A 17,930-nucleotide genomic window follows, 5' to 3' on the forward strand; every position below is an offset into this window, starting at 1 on the left:
CCCGCGCCACGGCGGTCAGGACTGCAGGAAGGCCAGCAGGTCGGCGTTGATGGTCTCGGCCTGGGTGGTGGGCATTCCGTGGGGGAATCCGGGGTACGTCTTCAGGGTGCCGTTCTGCACGAGCTTCGCGGACAGTGGCCCGGAGTCGGCGTAAGGGACGATCTGGTCGTCATCGCCGTGCATCACGAGGACCGGAACCGTGATCTTCTTCAGGTCCTCGGTGAAGTCGGTCTGGGAGAAGGCGACGATGCCGTCGTAATGTGCCTTCGCGCCACCCATCATTCCCTGGCGCCACCAATTCGCGATGATCGCCTCCGAGGGCTCCGCACCGGGCCGGTTGAAGCCGTAGAAGGGCCCCGACGGCAGCGCCCGGTAGAACTCCGAACGGTTGGCGGCCAGCTGAGCCTGCAGGTCGTCGAAGACGCTCTTGGGCAGTCCGCCGGGATTGGCGTCGGTCCGCACCATCAGCGGGGGCACCGCGCTGATCAGCACCGCCTTGGCGACCCGGCTCTCGCCGTGCCGGGCGATGTAGTGCGCGACCTCACCCCCGCCGGTGGAGTGCCCGACATGCACAGCGTCATGCAGATCGAGGTGCGCGGTCACGGCGGCGAGGTCGTCGGCGTAGTGGTCCATGTCGTGGCCGTCACCGCTCTGGGTGGAGCGTCCGTGCCCACGGCGGTCATGGGCGATGACCCGATAGCCTCGCCCCAGGAAGAACAGCATCTGAGCGTCCCAGTCGTCCGCTGACAACGGCCAACCGTGACTGAAGACGATGGGCTGCCCGGTACCCCAGTCCTTGAAGAAGATCTCGATGCCGTCAGGTGTCGTGACCGTGCCCATGCTTCGCCTCCGCGGATTCCACGATGTGGTGAGGTGCCGGAACATCATCTGACTGTGGTGCCATATCGATCCTGGGCCATGGGTCCGGATCCCGCGAACGCTGCTCGTCCCATAGTGGTCACGGAGATGACCAGGTCCTCCCCGTGCAAGCGGGGAGCAGGGGCTGCGGTGAGCTTGTGCTCGACGGCGTCCCACAGGGCTACCCGGCTTCCCTGCCGCACGGTCCAGCCTGGCCCGGCTTCGCTGAGTACCAGATCAGGCCCACCCCACCAGCAGGGCCTCGCCGACGACGAGGTGCTCCTGTGCGTCGCGGGCCTGCGGGAAGCCCCGTGGCCTGAGCTGCAGGCCGGCACCTGCGAGCGCTGCGAGCACCCGCGCCGCGAGTTCCGCGCGCTCGATCTCCGGGATGGTGCTGAGGTTGAAGAACACGTAGGTCCGTGTGTCGTCGTCCGGGGAGACCACGACCGGTCCCTTCGGACCATCGCAGGGGATCCCCGCGCCGGTGATCGCCCGGATCGTCCGGCTGAGGACCTCCGCCGCGCTCTTCACGTCGACTGCGCGTGCCGCGGTGTGGATCGCGACGCAGAGTTCGGTGGCGGCCGGTATCGCCGCGCTGACCGGGACGGTGAACGGCCCCGTCGTGACGGTGTCGGTTGCTGCTTCGTACCGAAAGCTCCAGAGGTCGCGGGCCACGTCACGCGGCGCGCCGACCTTGCGGGCTGCGGCCTGTGCTCCGCCGCCCTTACGGTGTGCCCAGTCCTCGAAGGGGGTCAGCCTGTCACGGACGTGCCTGATGTCGGACAAGGCGGCCTCATAACGCTGTTGGGCCTGTTCAAGGGCATCGACGACGTCCGGACTCATTCCGAGACCCTTCAGGGCGATCTGTTCGAGCTCCGCCACCCCGAGCAACTGGCGCAGCGCGACGATCAGCGTGCGTGCGTCGATCTGGCGAGAGCTGAACCAGCCGGTCGGCTGGTCATCGCTGTGCATGCGCTGGACAGTCAGGACGACAGTGGCCTTCAGCCAGCCCGCCTCCGACGCCACGATCGCGTACGGGTTGTCTGCTGGAGACCAGTCGTCCGGAAGGCTGTCGCTCATGGCAACAGTATGAGCCCCCTCAACCATCGGCCGCTGCGCTGATTCAACTGGAGCGTCGCTGATCAGGGACCAGCGGGTGTACGCGTCCTGACGCACGGCGCGTCGTGGTGCGTCGCTGACAACCACACACCCTTCAGCCCGCCGGCAGCCTCCCCACCGAGACCGCCGCCAACAACCCCTCCTCGGTGAACCGCACAGCCACGGTCATTCCGTCCTGCCCCTCCGCATGCAAGGACCCGTCCGCCACGGCCTCACGGACCGTGAAACCGTGCCGTGCGAGATACCCGGTCACAGTCTGCCGCGGGTCATACGGAAACTGCCGAACGGCCGCATCGAACATCCCGGTCACCACCCGCCGGTCGAACCCGGCTTCGGGCACATCCGCGTCGTCCACGACCACGAACGCCCGCGCGCCGTTGTCCAACAGGCAACTCGCGAATCCGCGCGTGCGCAACGCACCGAGGGCGACTGTCGCCAGCCGCTCCGCCGCCGCCAACGGGTCCGCAAACGCGGCCAGCTCGAGCCGCGGTTCGACGAACTCGTAGATGCCGTTGCGCTCCCCGAAATCCCGCAACCACACAGCCAGGCCCAGCCGTGACGCCCCCGGCGGATGCGTGCGCTCGTTGCCCCACGCCCACAGCCAACTGCCGTCATGGCCCAAGGAGCCCAGCGGCGACTGGTGCACGGTCACCTCGCCGATCCGCAGCATGCTCGTGTCGTAGCTCAGCGACCATGCCCCGCCGGGGGGCTGATACCGCGTATAGGTCGCCTGCTGCTCAAGCGCCGCAGCGGCGTAGTACGCGCCCGCGTCCTCAAACGCGCGACTGAACACATCGTCCGGCTTCAGCGGCATCGGCATCAAACGCACCCACTCTCAAATCCACGACATCGCGTCTCAACCTACCCACCGATCGCGCCCGCGGTCGGGCCCATCAACCCAGCACCGGCCCCTCACCGACCCTGCGGCGGGCCCGAACCCCCGGTACCCGCCAGGCGGGCCGCACCTGCGGCAGTTCACGTGGTTCAGCCCACCGGCCAGAGCGGCAGATCCGCGTGCCGGACTCGGACCCCACCCTTCGTGACGGGGGCGAAGGCGGCAGGTGCCATGCAGGACCCCACTGAATCCATGTGCTCGACAGCGCCAGTGGTCCAGTTCACCCCATCGTCCCAGGAGAAACCCACCCGGTCCCGCGATGCCTTCCCGGGCTTGTCCACGCCGCCGTCATAAACGCTCAACCCCAACCGCCTCCCCACCCAGTCCGGACCTCCGGCACTCACCTTGGTGATAACCGCCGTCAGGCTCGCGCTGCCGGGCGCGGTCACCAGGCAGTCGACCGCGCCTTCCGCGGTGTAGGTGATGTCCCGCTGCGCCGAGTAGTGGGAGATCTTCACCGTGCCGCGCGCATCGGTCGGCAGTCCGCCGGGCACACCGGGGATCGGTCTGCTGAAAGGGACGGCGTACGAGTTGAACGTCAGTGGGCGAAGGTCTCGAACCACATGATCGTGAAATGGATCAGCAGCGGCAGCGCGATCCGCACAGCGTCCCGGTCCTGCGATGCCCCGCCCTCGCGGTTGAGGCCGGTGACGACGGCGATGCCGTGCGAACCGTACGGGATCTCCGTATCCCGCCATCCGCTCGCCAACGCCCAGGCAACCTCATCAGAACTCAGGTGAACTAACGGGGCGTCAGCCACTCGTCGCCGTGCTGAACGTTGCCTGTACCGGTACTGGTTTGACGAGCGCCAGATAGACCGGGCAGCGCTCCTGCCAGATCTCGAAGAGCCCCTGCAACCTGTCCGCAGGCTCGGGTGAGACAACATGGATCTCGATCGTGACGTCACCCAGATCCGGGAGGGCACCAGCCATCCCCAGCAGTCCTCGCGCATCCACGCTACAACGGGCAACGGCGCTCACCTCGTCGAGCTGAAGACCGAGCTCGGGCGCGAGCGTGTCGTGTACGAAGACCACGGCGCACCCTGCGAGCGCGCCAAGAAGGTAGGCGGTGGGACTGGGTGAGAGGTTTCTTCCGCCGACCGCGGGTGGCAGATCGGCGTCCCAGTTGAAGGGCCCCGCTGAGAGGCGTGCATGCCCGTTGGCCAGCGACGCCGTCACAGCCGGAGTTGACTGCGCCGCGCTCGGCTCTGCCCGAAAGCGCTCCTTGCTGGCTTCGATCACATGCATTGACATGATCCACCTTCCCTCTGGCCCGTAGCTGGCAGCTTTCTGCTTCGCACGGTAGGAGCTGGGCCGTTCAGTGGGCATCCGAGCTGGCACGCACCGTCGTCCGTGCCCGCACCGGCGGGGGGCCGGTATGCACGTAGGACAGCTCCCGCGAATGCCCTGCCCGTGCTGCAGCGTTCACGCCAGGCCGCGGCGAACCAGATCCGCGACGGCAGCCGTCCGCCCCGCCCTGCCGCTGACGCCGAGTTTGAGATAGGCGTTGGACAGGTGCCGTTCGACGGTACGGACGCTCAGCGCCAGGGACCCGGCGATCCCGGAGTTGTCCAGCCCTGCCGCTGCCAGCCGGAGGACCTCGAACTCGCGCTCGGTCAGATCGGGCAGCGGAGCCGGAGACACCGTGGCCGGCACAGCCTCTCGATCGGGCTCGGCGAAGGCGGCTACCTCCTGTAAGAAGACGTGCCAGGCCGGCTCGTCAGCCAGCAGAATATGATTGCGGCTCTCCAGCGGTACCAACCTTGCGCCAGGAATCGACGACGCGATGATCCGGGCCTCGTCGAAGCCGGCCATCGCGTCGTCGCGCGAATGAAGAACCAGCGTGGGTACAGCGACCGCGGGAAGCAGATCGTTGACGTCGACCTTCTGACGCTCCGCGCACAGTGCGGCCGCGTTCTCCGTCGAGGTGGACATTCGCTGCAGCGCGTCGACCCAGCGCATCTGCTCCTCGGACGCCCCGGGGATCAGCATGTTGGTGAACACCCGGCGGAACAGGGAATCCGGCCTGGCCCAGCCCACTCGGATCATGCTCACGAGCGTCTCGAGAAGCTCCACGTCCTCCGGTGTCCGCGCGGCGGACGCCCACGTACCGGCCAGGATCAACCGGGTCACCCGATCGGGACGCCCGGCGGTGTACGTGATCGCGACGGGGCCACCCTGCGACATCCCGACCAGGGCGAAGCGGTCGAGGCCGGCCGCCTCGACCACGGCCTCCAGGTCGGCGACGCGTGCCTCGAGCGAATAGTCCTCGATCTCCCAGTCGGACAGACCGTAACCGCGTTCGTCGAACCGGATGACGGTGAAGAGCGCGCCGAGGTCCTTGAGGAAGTGGCGCCAGACGGGGCTCTGCCAGTCGAACTGTAAGTGGCTCAGCCAGCACGAGTCGATGACCAGCGGCGGGCCCTGCCCGTGAATCGCATAGGCGAGCCGGACCCCGTCCGGCGCGCGACAGAACCGGATCTCCTGCCCGCCTCCGCCGCCGGGAGGCGCCCCCAGATTGCCCGCTTGGCGTGGCATGGGCGAATCGTACCCCGACCCCGTGCCGCTCCGAACAGGTTGTCGACCGCCTCGCCGCTACGCCGGCGCACAAGGCCGAGCGGCCCGCCGGGCAGGCCGGCGGGCCGTCAGAAAAGGCCGAGGTCAGCGCCCTGCGGTCCTACTCCTGGGTCCATTTCTGGCTCTTGGAGCCGTTGCAGTCCCACACGACGATCTGTGTCCGGTTCCCGCCCTTGCCGCGGGTGTCGAGGCACTTGCCCTTCACCTGATTGGCCACGATCACAGCGCGAGGTTCGTTGGGCGAGACGATGACCTGCCACCGCTCGGAGCCGATGGAGTCGGGGTAGCAGAAATACTGCTGGATCGTCGTCCCGTTCACCACCTCGTCATCGTTGCCGGCATACAGATCCAGACATAGATTGCTGTTGAGGTTGCGCAGCGAGAACCAGCCCGGCGCCGAAGTCACCTGTTCCATGAGCCAGTTCTGGTTGGGATCGTGTGAGTCGCAGTCCCACTGGTACACCGAACCGGGCTCCTTCGACTGCCTCGCGTCCAGGCAGTTGTCAGTGACCTTGTTCTTGAGCGCGAACGCCGCCCCGATACTGCTCGGCCCAGGGGTCCTGGCGTCGCTCTTGACCGCACCGGCCGCCTGGGCGGCTCCCCCCGGAGCCATTCCGGCCGCGGTTGCGATCAGGCCGGCCAGAACAAGACCGGCCGCTCTCTGCTTTCGCATGTCCCCTCCTGTGTCCTGCGTACAGCCCTCACTGGGAGCTGCGATGCGTCTCACGGTAGGGACCGGGCCGTTCGCGGGGATCCGCGCGGGCACCCAGCCTGGCCACTGCCGGCGGCGGCCAGGTGTCGGGATACACGCAGTAGGCGCAGTAGCTGCCGTGGGCACCACGGAGTTCCGGCTCCCCGCCGCGGCGAACGAGCACGTAGCGGCGGAGCTGTCCGCCCCCACAAGTCATCAGGCACAAGATCAACAGACACGCCGCGGACCCGGCCGACCCACCATCCAACTGCCAGGCCAACACGCCGGTCTCATTCGGACGCGATCAGTTGGACGCGTTGGCGGCGCAGTGCGATCTCGACGGCGGGATTCGCGGGAATCGGCGGTCCCGTGAAGGACGCTGTGATGTCACACCTGAACGGAGCGCCCGCCACGGTCACCCAATAGATGACGTGGTAGGCGCTGTCCCAGTGGATGCGCACCAGCTCGGATCCGGTGCCGAATTCGGCGTCCAAATCGCGACGGGACACCGTGGGCGCGGCGGGCGTGATCCTCACGGCGAACAGCCCGTCGTACCAGTCGCCCGCCGTGACGCGCGACGTGCCCGCCGGTGCGGGCTCCAGCGCGGGCTCTCCGATCGTCTCGACCAGCTCGCCATGGAGCCCGATCGCGGTCAGCACCGTCGCGCTGTCCACGGCCGCCACCATGCACAGTCCCTGCGCCCAGGCGCGCAGTGTCTGGCAGTCGACCGCCACCAGGTCCTCCCCCTCATCCGGCTCCGCCGCAGTGCCCACAGCGGTGCCGGCCACGGATTCTTCCGCCGGTTCCATCGCCACGATGAGCTGGGCCCCGGCAGCGACATACACGCGGTAGGTGACGCCCGCGCCGACATGCCAGAAGGCGACCGGAATGTGGAACGACCGCTCCTGCACAGTGATCCACCAACCGGAGCGGCCCCGTGTCGCGACGCGTACCGGCCCCTCAAGGCATTCCACGACGCCGGAGCGCACGGCCCTGAGCAGGTTCCGTGCGGCGACGACGCCCAGCGCGAGACCGGCGGCGATGATCAGCACGATGAGGATCCACTGAATCGCCCGCAGCGGACGCGACGCGGCGAAATAGACGATGGCCACGAACGTCGCGACGAGCACGACGCTGAGCATCAGGTTCAGGACGATCCCGCGGCGCATCCGGCGGCCCTGTCCGCTGCCGAGTCGGCCGGCACGGTTCGCCTCGATGTCCTGCGGGCCGTTCTTGAACGCCCGCAACAGCTCCAGCCGGTGCTGCTCCCAGTCGGTCATCGGCGCGTCAGGACCATCTGTTGAGCTCGTCCACCTTGCGGGCGAAGTCCCGCAGGGTCATGACGTCGGGAAATTGGGTGTAGTACTTCCATTCGAACCTCTCGTGACGTACGTCGACCGCATCCATCCGGCCCTCCCGGGAGGTGTCGCACAGCGTCTCCAGCACCGCGAGGTCGAAGGGCTCCTTGCCGCGATCACACGCGTCGGATCGTGCCTTGGCCAAGCGCTTGTTGTGTGCCCATCGCGACTTGGCGCCAGTCCGCGCCAAGTATTCCATCGTCTCTCGTTCGGAGAGTGTCCCTGGGACGGCGGGCCGATCGCGTTCGAGGGGAGAAATCCAGTCGTGAATGGTGTCCAGCAGCTCCAGAACGGGTTCGCTGGTCGCCCGCTCGAAAGCCGCCTCCACCGCGCGCGTGGCCGGGCCGCCGCCGATCCATGTGAGCACCTGACGGTAGGCCACACTTTCGCCGTTCCAGAAGGCGTTGGTCAGCTGCGGATCCGGTGACCAGTCGACATCGGTGGCCAGGAAGTCGTACAGATGCCTGATGGAGTCATCGCCGTCCAGTGGGCTCCACGCCCGGAGGTAGGGATCCAGATCGATTCCGGCTGCCGCAATGCTGCACAGAACAGTGCCGACGGGCTGAGGGGCCGGGTACTGCTCGAGGGTCGTCTCCCACCACGCGTGGAGGAAGTCATCGATCGCCCGGGCTTCCTCGGCAGGCCAGTGGTGCCAGTCGGCCAGCGCGAGCTTGCCGAGGACGATCTCGGGGTCGGGGAAATCCGCGGCGCCGGCAACCACGCACTCCAGCATCCGGGGCAGCAGATAGCGCAGGTCTCCGGCCCCGCCCCAGGTGGTGATGGCCTTGGCTGCGTAGCCGGCCAGGTCGGCCGCCGCGATGGCGGAGACGGGTTCTTTCAGCAGGGAACAGCCCAGGTCCGCGTCGGAACAGTGCGGGCAGACCTCGATCCGCTCCGGGCGCGCCACCTGCCCGAAGACCTCGTACAGCCGTCGCTGGGCGGCGTCCGTCATGGTCATCCCCCACTCCGGGCCGCGGGACAGATCGAGCTCAGGACTTCAGTGAAACGTATGTGCGGCACGGGCCGCAGGCTCCTTTCCCGACATGACGCGAACAACCCGCCCCGGGACCTGCCCGTCACACGGGTAACAGGCCGCAAACCCACCGGCAGGCACGCACCTTCTGACCGCGGACCTGACCGCAAGCGCTCAGCTTCTGCCCGTGATCTTCCGCGCGCGGCGTGGCCCCAGCCGCCCGCCGCCGCTTGATCCCCAGCGCGGCTCACCCCGAAGAGGTCACGATCATCCGGGCCTCCAGCTCGGCTCGGCGAACCACGCAATGCTGCACCACTCCCCCTGGATCGGGTCCGTAGCGGCTGCGACCTGGCCCCAAGGGTGGCCGGTCACCGAAGTTCGACAAGGCCGACCACAGAGAACGTCACGCGGTCGATTGCGGCATCAACTGTCGCGCGGGCAGGGCTCCGTCCGCGCGCTCCGCAGGGCCGACGCTTTGACTGGAGCCAAAGCGACACCCGCTCCACCCACCGGCCGCCCCAAGCTGCTCCTGAGGGCAACACAGCGATACACAAGAGGAGTTCCATCACATGCGTATACGTTCGCTTCTCGGTGCGGCCGCCACGGCGGTCCTGCTGATCACAGGCCTCACCACCACGGCCGTCGCCCAGGTCCCGGAGACCTCCGGCAGCGGTCGGACCATGGTCATGCCCGCCGCCCCTCTCGACGCGGGCCCGCGGGCCGTGGCGGCAGCCTCGCCGTCGGTGTCGCCGTACGCTCCGTCCCAGCACTATCCGGCAGGCACCACCGGCGTCCCGTGCTCGAGCGGAAACTTCTGCACCGCGGTGTGGGACTACTCGACAGGAAGCTGGGAGGTGTTCCGTTTCGACCCGTGCGCCACCTACTCGGTGTCGAGCTGGGACGGCCACGGGTCCTACTGGAACCAGCAGACCGGTAGCCGTGCCACCGCAACGTTCTACGGCCAGAGCGGCAACCTGCTGGCGAGCGCTCCCATCAGCGCCACTCCCGCCGGCTACGACTGGTCTCCGGTCTATTCGATCCGCAACTGCTACTGATCCGCCCTGGTGACCGCTGGGGGCGGCCACCAAGGACAGGTACGTGGCCGCCCCGGTCCTGGTCCGGGCCATGACGGTCCAGGCGGGCGGTCAACTCCTCACGGACCGCAGTCGGCTTTCAGGTGCCGTACTTCAGTAGGGTCGGGGACTGGCGCGGTGGCTGACGCCCCGCTTCCAGTCCCCGCCAGTGGTCAGGGCAGCAGGTCGCCGACGGCGGCGATCCCTTCCGTGATGGCCCGCTCGTTGACGTTGCCGAAGCCCAGGACGAGTCGGGGTGGCGAAGTCGTCGGTGAGGCATGGTGGGCGCTCATGCCGTACAGGCCCACCCGGCGGGTCCGGGCCGCGGCGATGAGGATCTCCTCATCGCCGCCGGTACCGAGGTGGAGGACGGCGTGGAAGCCGGCTGCGAGTCCGGTCAGTTGTGCGCCGGGCGCGTGCTCGGCGAGCGCGGTCACCAGCGCCGCACGGCGGGCCGCGTACGTGCCCCGCATGCGGCGCAGGTGCCGGTCGTAGCGCCCGGACTCCACGAGTCGGGCCAGGGCGAATTGGTCCAGGGCGGGGGAACCCCGGTCGGCGAGCTGCTTGTTCGCCGCGATGCCTGCGGTCAGCGCGGGCGGGCACAGCACCCAGCCGATGCGCATGGCGGGCGCGAGGGACTTGCTGACGGTGCCGATGGAGATGACCCGGTCCGCGGCCAGGCCCTGGAGCGCGCCCACCGGCTCGCGGTCGTAGCGGAATTCGGCGTCGTAGTCGTCCTCGATGACGAAGGCGTTGTGCCGTTCGGCCCAGTCGATCAGGGCCAGGCGCCGCTCGGCGGCCATGACGACGCCGGTCGGCCACTGGTGAGCGGGTGTGACCAGTACCGCGCGGGCGCCGGTCGCTTCGAGCGCCCGGACATCGATGCCGTACTCGTCGACGGGTACGGGCACGGAGGTCAGGCCCGCGTGCGACGCGGCGGCGGAGGTCAGCGCGGGCGAGCCCGGGTCCTCGTAGGCCAGGGTGTGCAGGCCGGTGGCGGCCAGGGTGCGCAGGGCGAGGGCGAACCCTTGGGCGTAGCCGGAGCAGATCACCATGTGCTCAGGTTCCGCAGCCGCGGCGCGGACCCGACGCAGATATCCGGCCAGCACCTCGCGCGGCTGTGAGGGGCCGCGCGGGTCACCGTAGTCCAGGGCGTCGGTGGGCATCGCACGGCCCGCCTCGCGCACCGCCCACAGCCAGTCGCTCAGGGGGAAGGACGACAGGTCCGGAACGCCGGAGCGGAAGTCGGCGAGCAACCGGGGTGCAGCGGGCTGCGGCGGCCTGGGGACGGGCGTTGGGCAGGCGCCGGCCGCGACGGTGGTGGCCGCGCCGACGCGGGTCACGAGGTAGCCCTCGGCCTGGAGCTGGGCATAGCAGTCCTGGACCAGGCCGCGGGACAGGCCCAACCGGGCAGAGAGCTCCCGGGAGGACGGCAGGCGCTCACCGACGCTCAGGCGCCCGGTGCGAATGGCGTCCCTGATCTGACGCTCCAGTTGGGAGCGCAGGCCCTCAGCGCTTTCCCGGTCGACGATGAGCAACAGTTCCGGCGACAAACCGGACCACTCCAGCGGCATGGAAATGGAGCTTACCGGCGATCCGGTGGGATCCTAGCGTTGACGGCATGACCACCACCACACCCGTACGGACCCCCGCCGCCCGGCCACCGCTGGTGACCCGGCCGCTGCTGCTGCGCTTCGTGACCATGATCGGTGCGTCGGCGAGCTTCTTCCTGCTGCTGTCCGTCGTCCCGCTCTACGCCCAGGCGTCCGGCGGCGACGCGGGCCTCGCTACCGGGGCGCTGATGCTGGCCACCGTCTGCGGTGAACTAGCCACTCCGCGTCTCGTCGCGCGGTTCGGCTACCGGGTGGCATTGATGCTGGGGCTGGTGCTGCTGGGCGCGCCTGCGCTGGTATTGACCGCCTCCGACAGCTTCGGCTGGATCGTGGCGGTCTGCTTCGTGCGCGGGCTGGGCTTCGCGCTGACGGTGGTCGCAGGTGGCGCGCTGACCGCGGCCCTGATCCCGGCCGAGCGCCGCGGCGAAGGGCTGGCGCTGGCCGGGATCGTGTCGGGGGTGCCATCACTGGTGGCCCTGCCGCTGGGTGTCTGGCTGGCCGACAGCGTCGGTTTCACCCCGGTCTGCGTGGCCGGCGGACTGGTGGCGCTCGCCTCCGCCGTGGTGGTGCCGGGGGTGCCAGGACGACAGCCCTCTGCCGACCATGCGGTCGGAGTGGTCGCGGGCCTGCGCACAAGCGCCCTGGCACGGCCCGCCGTCGTGTTCGCGACGACCGCGCTGGGGGCCGGCATCATCGTCACCTTCCTGCCGCTGGCCGTACCGACGTCGATGTCCGGACTGGTCACTGCGGTGCTGTTCATCCAGCCGGCCGCAGCCACGGTGGCGCGGTGGTTCGCCGGACGGATCGGGGACCGTCGCGGGGCCGCCGGGCTGGTCCTGCCAGGTCTGCTCCTCTCGGCGGTCGGACTGCTCGTCACTGCGCTGACCGGCAGCGCGGTGGCGGTGCTGGCCGGAGTGACGCTGTTCGGTATCGGGTTCGGCATCGCGCAGAACGCCACGCTCACGTTGATGTACGCACGGGTGCCCGAGTCCGGCTACGGCACCGTGAGCGCGCTGTGGAACTTCGCCTACGACGCCGGGATGGGAGTCGGCGCCGTCGGCTACGGCGCGATCGCCGCACACACCGGGTACCCGGCGGCGTTCGCCCTGACCGCCGCGTTGATGCTGCTCGCTTTGTGGCCCGCGTGCCAGGACCGTCGATGAGCCTGGGCGATCACTGACACGGCGATGCCAGCGGGCCCTGGGCGAGGCGGACGGCTCCGCGTCCGACGGCGGCCCAGGATCCGGTTGCGTCAGGCCGGGCTCGGCCGGACTTAGTGAGTTGTCCAAGCCTGGTTGGTGAAGCCGTTGCAGGCCCACAGCTGCACCCTGGCCCCGTTCGCCGGGATCTGCGTGGCGTCCCCGTCCAGACACTGACCACCGTTGACGTTGGTCAGCGTGGAGCCGTGCCAGGCCCAGATCTGGTTGGTGAAGCCGTTGCAGGCCCAGAGTTGCACCCTGGCCCCGTTGGCCGGGATCTGGGTGACGTCCCCGTCCAGGCACTGGTTACGGTCGGCGTTCTGGATGGTGTAGAAGCCGGTCGGCCGCCCGACTGCGGGCGTCCAGAGCCAGGTCTGATTGCTCCGGCCGTTGCAGGCCCACAGTTGCACCCTGGCCCCGTTCGCCGGGATCTGCGTGGCGTCCCCGTCCAGGCACTGGCCGCCCTTGTTGTTGGTCATGGTCAGCCGGAAGACCAGGTGAGGCTGCACCGCGTCGGCAACGCCGCTCCGCGCCGTCGGGATCTGCGCCACCGACGTCACATCGACGACACGCGGTCCGGCCGAGGCGGTGTCGGTGCGGGCGGAGGCGGCACCGGACGTCACCAGTCCGGTGGCGGCCGTGGCTGCCAGCACCGCGAACAGGAATCGCTTACGCATGTCATTTCCCCCGTCCCCGGGCGAGCCCGGGACCACGTTCCGCCGCCGTGTGCCGCGGAACACCAGCAGCCAGGCCGCCTCCCGTTTCCCGGGTGGTGCCGGACCACAGGTAACAGCGTCAAACGCCAGGGGCGGTCTGTCGACGTCTGTTCCACTCAGCGGACCCGGGTGCACAATGCCTGACCCCAAACCCGTCGAAATCGCGGAAGCTACCTCCCAGGCCTCCTCCTCCGCGCCTCGATGACCATGGAGCGTCGGCGTTCACTGAGCCGCCTCACCGCTCGGGGCGGCGTTCAGGAGTTTTGCGGCCAGGGTGCGGATCTGGGTGTGCTCGGTGACGGTCAATGACACGGTCAGCGCGGCGAGTTGGTGGTCCATCTCGGCGGTGCACTGGTCGGTGAGTTGCCGGCCGGGCGCGGTGCGGCTGACCAGGACGGCGCGGCCGTCGTCGGGCGAGGGCAGGCGCTGGACCAGACCGCGTTTCTCGGCGCGGGTGACCAGGCCGGTCATGGAGGACTTGTCCAGGCCCAGGGTGGCGGGCGAGTTCGAGCATGCCAAATCGGCGGTCGCGCAGGATGCCGAGGAGGCGGACCTGAATGAGGGAGAGGTCGTGATCGGACGCGATGCGCGTGAGGGCACCCTGCACCAGGAACGACAGCTGGACCAGAGCGTCCACGGTGTCCTGCGGCCTGCCGGACCACTGGTCGTCCGCCGGGTCCGGGGTGTGGCTGGGGGTCATGGTGGCCGCCGCGATGAACCCCGCCATGTCGTCCTGGGTCGCACTGCGCCGCCGCGTCACTCTCCAGCCCGGTGCCACCGTCCTGGTCCTGGGCGCGACCGGCCACGCCGGGCAGCTCGCCGTCCAGATTGCCCAGCACCTCGGCGCCACCCACGTCGTGGCCGCCGGCCGCGATCCTGAGCGCCTTGCTCTCCTGCGCGGCCTGGGCGCGGACGAGACCGTCTCCCTGCTGGGCAACCCTCAGCAGGTCGCCGACCGCCTCGGCCGGGCCGACGGCGACGCGGACGTCGTCATCGACTATCTATGGGGTCCGGCCGCCGAACATGCCCTGCCCGCGTTGCTCACCGCCCGCACCGAGCGCAGCAAGCCACTGGCCTGGATCCAGATCGGCTCCATGGCCGGAGCGGACATCACCCTGCCCTCCTACCTACTGCGCGCGGCGAACCTGCAGATCATGGGGAGCGGCCAGGGCTCGCTCACCACCGCGGGAATCCTCGCCGAACTGCCCTCCCTCGCCGCCGAGGTCGCCTCCGGCACCTTAGCCGTCAACCCCATCGCCCTCCCCCTCGCCCAGGTCGAGCAGGCGTGGAGCATCCCCACCACCTTCGGCCAACGCATCGTGCTCGCCCCCGCCAACTGACCATCCCCTCCTGCGGTAGGTAGGCAGTCCCCGCCGAACACCGCTTCGGCCTTGCCGCTCCGGTAGATGTCCGCGTGGTCGAACGTGTTGATGCCACTGTCCAGGGCCGCTTCCACGGCGGCTTCCGCGACCGCGATGTCCTGCGCGGTGTAGGGCTCGTCGCCCCAGCTGCCGCCCAGCCCCATGCACCCATAGATGAGCCGGCCGGTATCCGTCTGTTCCGCCATCTTCGTCACAGGGCCACCCTATGACCGGACCATCGTGAGGCCGCGGCGGTCGCTGTCCAGGGTCGTCAAGCGCAACGTCCTGCCTGCCGAGGTCGGCAGTCGGGTGCCACGAAGGCGCGGGCGCTGCGCCATCCGGTCGGTTCGGGCAGAAACTTCGGAAGTGTCACCGGCCGAATGCCGATCGTCTCCCTACCGTGAGCACCCCAGGAGGGTTCCCCACAGCAGGAGTGTGAGATGCGTAGGCGCCGGACCTTGCGCGCGCGGTGGCCGGCCGCCATTGCCGCCCTTCCGCTGCTCGCCTCCGCTCTCGCGGGGTGCGGAAGCAGCAGTAGCGGCGGTCCGGTGACGATGAACTGGTACAACTTCCCCGACGATTCCGGCGCGTTGCAACAGGCGGCCGAGCGGTGCAGCCACGCCTCGAAGGGTCAGTACCAGATCCGGTACAACAAACTGCCGCGGACGGCGGACGGGCAGCGGCAGCAGTTGGTGCGGCGATTGGCCGCTCACGACGCCGGGGTCGACATCATGGGCCTCGACGTTACCTGGCCCGCGGAGTTCGCCGAGGCGGGCTGGGTCCGGGAGTGGACGGGAGCGTTGAAGGCACGGGCGACCGCGGACACCCTGAAGGCCGCGGTGCAGACCGCGACCTGGAAGGACCGGCTGTACGCCGTCCCCTACAACTCCAACACCCAGCTCCTGTGGTACCGCGACGACCTGGTGCCGGTGCCTCCGAAGAGCTGGGCCGAGATGCTCGCCCAGGCCGACGCTCTGGCGAAGGCGGGCAAGCCGCACTACGTCGAGATCCAAGGTGCCCAGTACGAGGGACTGACGGTCTGGTTCAACACCCTGGTCACCAGCGCGGGCGGGTCGATCCTCACCCCGGACGCCCAGGCGCCCTCGCTCGGCGCGCCGGCCGTCGTCGCCGCCGGAATCATGCGCGCCACCGCCCGGTCCGCCGCCGCGGACCCGTCACTGTCCAACCAGATGGAGGACGAGAACCGGCTCGCCATGGAGTCCGGAACGGCCGCCTTCGAACTCAACTACCCCTTCGTCTACCCGTCGATGAAGGCCAACCAGCCGAAGCTCTTCCAACACTTCAGGTGGGCCCCCTACCCCGGCGTGACCGCCGGCCGGCCGGCCACCGTGACCATCGGCGGCATCGACCTCGCCGTCGGCGCCTACAGCAAGCACCCCGATCTCGCGTTCCAGGCCACGCTGTGCCTGCGCAACCGCGACAACCAGCTCACCAACGCCCTCAAGGGCGGCCTGCCGCCCTCGCTGCGCAGTCTCTACCAGGCGGCCGAACTGACGAAGAGCTATCCCTTCGCCGCCGACGTGCTGAACGCGCTGGACACGGCGAGCGTGCGACCGCGGACCCCCGCCTACCAGAACGTGTCGATCGCCCTCGCGCACACCCTCTCGCCACCGGCCGGGATCCAGCCCGAGAGCACCGTCTCCGACCTCCGGGGCCAGATCGAGGACGCCCTCGGTTCCAAGGGGTTGATTCCGTGAGCACATCCGCGAAGGCCGCCGCCGGGCACGGCCGCGCCGAACTGTCCGAGGGCGCCCGCCAGGAGCGCCGGCTCGGCCTGCTGCTCTGCGCGCCGGCGGTGATCGTGATGGTCGCCGTCACCGCCTACCCGATCGCCTACGCGGTCTACCTCTCGCTCCAGCGCTACGACCTGCGGTTCCCCGCGCAGGCCAAGTGGGTCGGGTTCGGCAACTACGGAGCTGTGCTGTCCTCGCCGTTCTGGTGGCAGGCCCTGTGGGTGACCGCCCTCATCACGGTGGTGTCGGTGGCGATCGAGCTGGTCCTCGGCATGGCGCTGGCGCTGGTGATGCACCGGGCCGTCTTCGGCCGGGGCACCGTCCGTACCGCCGTCCTGATCCCGTACGGCATCGTCACCGTCGTCGCCGCGTACTCATGGCAGTACGCGTGGACCCCCGGGACCGGCTACCTCGCGGCGCTGCTGCCCGCGGGCAGCGCGCCGCTGACCGACCAGTGGCAGGCCATCGGACTGATCATCCTGGCCGAGGTGTGGAAGACCACGCCGTTCATGGCGCTGCTGCTGCTCGCCGGCCTGGCGCTCGTCCCGGGTGAGACGGTCAGGGCCGCGATGGTCGACGGTGCCACCTTCTGGCAACGGCTGCGGCTGGTGATCCTGCCGCTGATGAAGCCGGCCATCCTGGTCGCCCTGCTGTTCCGCACCCTGGACGCGTTCCGGATCTTCGACAACATCTACGTCCTGACGGGCGGCTCGAACGACACCGGATCGGTCTCGATCCTCGGCTACGACAACCTGTTCACCGCCCTCAACCTCGGCATCGGATCGGCGATCTCGGTGCTGATCTTCCTGTGCGTGGCGGTGCTCGCCTTCATCTTCATCAAGATCTTCGGCGCCGCGGCGCCGGGCGGCGAACCGGAGCGGCGATGATGTCCCACCGCGGGAAGACCCTGACCAGCTGGAGCGTCGTCAACCTCATCGTGGTGCTGTATGCGCTGTTCCCGGTCTGGTGGATCGTGGCGCTCTCGTTCAAGGACCCGAGCACCCTCAGCGACGGCAACTTCATCCCGCGCAAATGGACCTGGGCGAACTACCGTGGCATCTTCCAGACCTCGGAGTTCACTCGGGCGCTGATCAACTCGATCGGTATCGCCCTGATCGCCACCACGATCGCGGTCGTCCTCGGCACGATGGCCGCCTACGCGGTCGCCCGGCTCCGATTCCCCGGCAAGCGGCTGCTGATCGGGATGTCGCTGCTGATCGCGATGTTCCCACCGATCTCGCTGGTCTCGCCGCTGTTCAACATCGAGCGGGTGCTCGGGATCTTCGACACCTGGCCGGGACTGATCATCCCCTACATGACCTTCTCCCTGCCGCTGGCGATCTACACGCTGTCCGCGTTCTTCCGGGAGATCCCCTGGGACCTGGAGAAGGCCGCCAAGATGGACGGCGCCACCCCGGCCCAGGCGTTCCGCCTGGTGATCGCACCGCTCGCCGCGCCCGGCGTGTTCACCACCGCGATCCTGGTCTTCATCTTCTGCTGGAACGACTTCCTGTTCGCGATCTCGCTGACGTCCACCACCGCCGCCCGCACCGTCCCGGCGGCGATCGCCTTCTTCACCGGTAGTTCGCAGTTCCAGCAGCCCGCCGGATCCATCGCCGCGGCGGCCGTGGTGATCACCGTACCCATCGTGATCTTCGTGTTGCTGTTCCAACGCCGCATCGTCGCCGGCCTCACCGCCGGCGCAGTCAAGGGATAACCGGCCCACCCGGGCGGGACCAGGAAG

At 69.1% G+C, this 17,930-nt stretch carries 19 protein-coding genes and 1 pseudogene; 6 read left to right on the forward strand and 14 right to left on the reverse strand.

Annotated elements, in window-relative coordinates:
• Nucleotides 1–15: 15 nt before the first annotated feature.
• The 10 genes from O3W51_RS11380 to O3W51_RS11425 form a co-directional block, all read right to left on the reverse strand.
• Nucleotides 16–840, reverse strand: coding sequence for an alpha/beta fold hydrolase (locus O3W51_RS11380; RefSeq protein ID WP_138351675.1), 825 nt, complete (start codon nucleotides 838–840; stop codon nucleotides 16–18).
• Between the two features lie 255 nt (nucleotides 841–1,095).
• The gene (locus O3W51_RS11385) at nucleotides 1,096–1,938 is read right to left on the reverse strand and encodes a hypothetical protein (protein WP_244808934.1); all 843 of its coding nucleotides are present in this window, start codon (nucleotides 1,936–1,938) and stop codon (nucleotides 1,096–1,098) included.
• Between the two features lie 133 nt (nucleotides 1,939–2,071).
• Nucleotides 2,072–2,797, reverse strand: coding sequence for a DUF6882 domain-containing protein (locus O3W51_RS11390; protein ID WP_138351676.1), 726 nt, complete (start codon nucleotides 2,795–2,797; stop codon nucleotides 2,072–2,074).
• 164 nt (nucleotides 2,798–2,961) lie between these two features.
• Entirely contained in the window at nucleotides 2,962–3,366 is a 405-nt protein-coding gene (locus O3W51_RS11395) for a hypothetical protein (protein ID WP_138351677.1), read from the reverse strand.
• A 44-nt stretch (nucleotides 3,367–3,410) separates the two neighbouring features.
• A complete protein-coding gene (locus O3W51_RS11400; RefSeq protein WP_164292174.1) occupies nucleotides 3,411–3,581 on the reverse strand; it encodes a hypothetical protein in 171 nt (56 codons plus the stop codon).
• A gap of 43 nt (nucleotides 3,582–3,624) precedes the next feature.
• Nucleotides 3,625–4,119 carry an OsmC family protein gene (locus O3W51_RS11405; RefSeq protein WP_138351678.1) on the reverse strand — a complete coding sequence of 165 codons (495 nt, stop codon included), beginning with the start codon at nucleotides 4,117–4,119 and terminating at the stop codon, nucleotides 3,625–3,627.
• A gap of 177 nt (nucleotides 4,120–4,296) precedes the next feature.
• Nucleotides 4,297–5,409, reverse strand: coding sequence for an alpha/beta fold hydrolase (locus O3W51_RS11410; RefSeq protein ID WP_138351679.1), 1,113 nt, complete (start codon nucleotides 5,407–5,409; stop codon nucleotides 4,297–4,299).
• Between the two features lie 139 nt (nucleotides 5,410–5,548).
• Nucleotides 5,549–6,121 carry an RICIN domain-containing protein gene (locus O3W51_RS11415; RefSeq protein WP_138351680.1) on the reverse strand — a complete coding sequence of 191 codons (573 nt, stop codon included), beginning with the start codon at nucleotides 6,119–6,121 and terminating at the stop codon, nucleotides 5,549–5,551.
• Between the two features lie 308 nt (nucleotides 6,122–6,429).
• The gene (locus O3W51_RS11420) at nucleotides 6,430–7,419 is read right to left on the reverse strand and encodes a mechanosensitive ion channel family protein (protein WP_138351681.1); all 990 of its coding nucleotides are present in this window, start codon (nucleotides 7,417–7,419) and stop codon (nucleotides 6,430–6,432) included.
• Between the two features lie 7 nt (nucleotides 7,420–7,426).
• Complete coding sequence (locus O3W51_RS11425) at nucleotides 7,427–8,455, reverse strand: hypothetical protein (RefSeq protein ID WP_269285554.1); 1,029 nt, start codon at nucleotides 8,453–8,455, stop codon at nucleotides 7,427–7,429.
• Nucleotides 8,456–9,039: 584 nt separating this feature from the next.
• Here O3W51_RS11425 and O3W51_RS11430 point away from each other — a divergent pair.
• On the forward strand, nucleotides 9,040–9,525 hold the full coding sequence (locus O3W51_RS11430) for a hypothetical protein (RefSeq protein ID WP_269285556.1): 486 nt from the start codon (nucleotides 9,040–9,042) through the stop codon (nucleotides 9,523–9,525).
• A 191-nt stretch (nucleotides 9,526–9,716) separates the two neighbouring features.
• Here O3W51_RS11430 and pdxR read toward each other — a convergent pair whose 3' ends face one another.
• Nucleotides 9,717–11,117, reverse strand: a complete 1,401-nt coding sequence (gene pdxR / locus O3W51_RS11435; RefSeq protein ID WP_138351684.1) for a MocR-like pyridoxine biosynthesis transcription factor PdxR — start codon at nucleotides 11,115–11,117, stop codon at nucleotides 9,717–9,719.
• A 47-nt stretch (nucleotides 11,118–11,164) separates the two neighbouring features.
• On the opposite strand from pdxR, the gene O3W51_RS11440 reads away from it, so the two are divergent.
• Entirely contained in the window at nucleotides 11,165–12,319 is a 1,155-nt protein-coding gene (locus tag O3W51_RS11440; protein ID WP_198358019.1) for an MFS transporter, read from the forward strand.
• Nucleotides 12,320–12,429: 110 nt separating this feature from the next.
• Here the strand turns inward: O3W51_RS11440 and O3W51_RS11445 are convergent, their stop codons facing one another.
• Together O3W51_RS11445 and O3W51_RS11450 are read right to left on the reverse strand one after the other, a co-directional pair.
• Nucleotides 12,430–13,032 (reverse strand): RICIN domain-containing protein, encoded by a 603-nt coding sequence (locus tag O3W51_RS11445; protein WP_269285559.1) that lies wholly within the window; start codon nucleotides 13,030–13,032, stop codon nucleotides 12,430–12,432.
• Between the two features lie 261 nt (nucleotides 13,033–13,293).
• A complete protein-coding gene (locus O3W51_RS11450; RefSeq protein WP_232485488.1) occupies nucleotides 13,294–13,590 on the reverse strand; it encodes a MarR family winged helix-turn-helix transcriptional regulator in 297 nt (98 codons plus the stop codon).
• Between the two features lie 71 nt (nucleotides 13,591–13,661).
• Between O3W51_RS11450 and O3W51_RS11455 the strand changes: the two genes are divergently transcribed.
• Entirely contained in the window at nucleotides 13,662–14,411 is a 750-nt protein-coding gene (locus O3W51_RS11455; protein WP_269285562.1) for a zinc-binding dehydrogenase, read from the forward strand.
• Nucleotides 14,412–14,455: 44 nt separating this feature from the next.
• Here O3W51_RS11455 and O3W51_RS11460 read toward each other — a convergent pair.
• Nucleotides 14,456–14,638 (reverse strand): annotated as a pseudogene (locus tag O3W51_RS11460) (aldo/keto reductase); the annotation flags it as partial.
• 234 nt (nucleotides 14,639–14,872) lie between these two features.
• Here O3W51_RS11460 and O3W51_RS11465 point away from each other — a divergent pair.
• Genes O3W51_RS11465 through O3W51_RS11475 form a run of 3 tightly spaced genes read left to right on the forward strand, consistent with a single transcriptional unit; the run spans nucleotide 14,873 to nucleotide 17,903 of the window.
• Nucleotides 14,873–16,150: an ABC transporter substrate-binding protein gene (locus O3W51_RS11465; RefSeq protein WP_198358017.1), complete on the forward strand. Its 1,278-nt coding sequence runs from the start codon at nucleotides 14,873–14,875 to the stop codon at nucleotides 16,148–16,150.
• On the forward strand, nucleotides 16,147–17,073 hold the full coding sequence (locus O3W51_RS11470; RefSeq protein WP_269285565.1) for a carbohydrate ABC transporter permease: 927 nt from the start codon (nucleotides 16,147–16,149) through the stop codon (nucleotides 17,071–17,073). The genes O3W51_RS11465 and O3W51_RS11470 overlap by 4 nt, the downstream gene beginning before the upstream one ends.
• Nucleotides 17,073–17,903, forward strand: a complete 831-nt coding sequence (locus O3W51_RS11475; RefSeq protein WP_187145235.1) for a carbohydrate ABC transporter permease — start codon at nucleotides 17,073–17,075, stop codon at nucleotides 17,901–17,903. The genes O3W51_RS11470 and O3W51_RS11475 overlap by 1 nt, the downstream gene beginning before the upstream one ends.
• Nucleotides 17,904–17,930 lie beyond the last annotated feature (27 nt).

The organism is Streptomyces sp. H39-C1, from assembly GCF_027158125.1.
In the GTDB taxonomy this organism is placed as follows: domain Bacteria; phylum Actinomycetota; class Actinomycetes; order Streptomycetales; family Streptomycetaceae; genus Actinacidiphila; species Actinacidiphila fildesensis.

Coding starts and splice junctions, on each gene's coding strand:
- pdxR (WP_138351684.1), bottom strand. CDS start 11,117: ATGCCGCTGGAGTGGTCCGGTTTGTCGCCGGAACTGTTGCTCATCGTC.
- O3W51_RS11465 (WP_198358017.1), top strand. CDS start 14,873: ATGCGTAGGCGCCGGACCTTGCGCGCGCGGTGGCCGGCCGCCATTGCC.
- O3W51_RS11415 (WP_138351680.1), bottom strand. CDS start 6,121: ATGCGAAAGCAGAGAGCGGCCGGTCTTGTTCTGGCCGGCCTGATCGCA.
- O3W51_RS11440 (WP_198358019.1), top strand. CDS start 11,165: ATGACCACCACCACACCCGTACGGACCCCCGCCGCCCGGCCACCGCTG.
- O3W51_RS11430 (WP_269285556.1), top strand. CDS start 9,040: ATGCGTATACGTTCGCTTCTCGGTGCGGCCGCCACGGCGGTCCTGCTG.
- O3W51_RS11475 (WP_187145235.1), top strand. CDS start 17,073: ATGTCCCACCGCGGGAAGACCCTGACCAGCTGGAGCGTCGTCAACCTC.
- O3W51_RS11425 (WP_269285554.1), bottom strand. CDS start 8,455: ATGACCATGACGGACGCCGCCCAGCGACGGCTGTACGAGGTCTTCGGG.
- O3W51_RS11405 (WP_138351678.1), bottom strand. CDS start 4,119: ATGCATGTGATCGAAGCCAGCAAGGAGCGCTTTCGGGCAGAGCCGAGC.
- O3W51_RS11420 (WP_138351681.1), bottom strand. CDS start 7,419: ATGACCGACTGGGAGCAGCACCGGCTGGAGCTGTTGCGGGCGTTCAAG.
- O3W51_RS11385 (WP_244808934.1), bottom strand. CDS start 1,938: ATGAGCGACAGCCTTCCGGACGACTGGTCTCCAGCAGACAACCCGTAC.
- O3W51_RS11410 (WP_138351679.1), bottom strand. CDS start 5,409: ATGCCACGCCAAGCGGGCAATCTGGGGGCGCCTCCCGGCGGCGGAGGC.
- O3W51_RS11445 (WP_269285559.1), bottom strand. CDS start 13,032: ATGCGTAAGCGATTCCTGTTCGCGGTGCTGGCAGCCACGGCCGCCACC.
- O3W51_RS11380 (WP_138351675.1), bottom strand. CDS start 840: ATGGGCACGGTCACGACACCTGACGGCATCGAGATCTTCTTCAAGGAC.
- O3W51_RS11390 (WP_138351676.1), bottom strand. CDS start 2,797: ATGCCGATGCCGCTGAAGCCGGACGATGTGTTCAGTCGCGCGTTTGAG.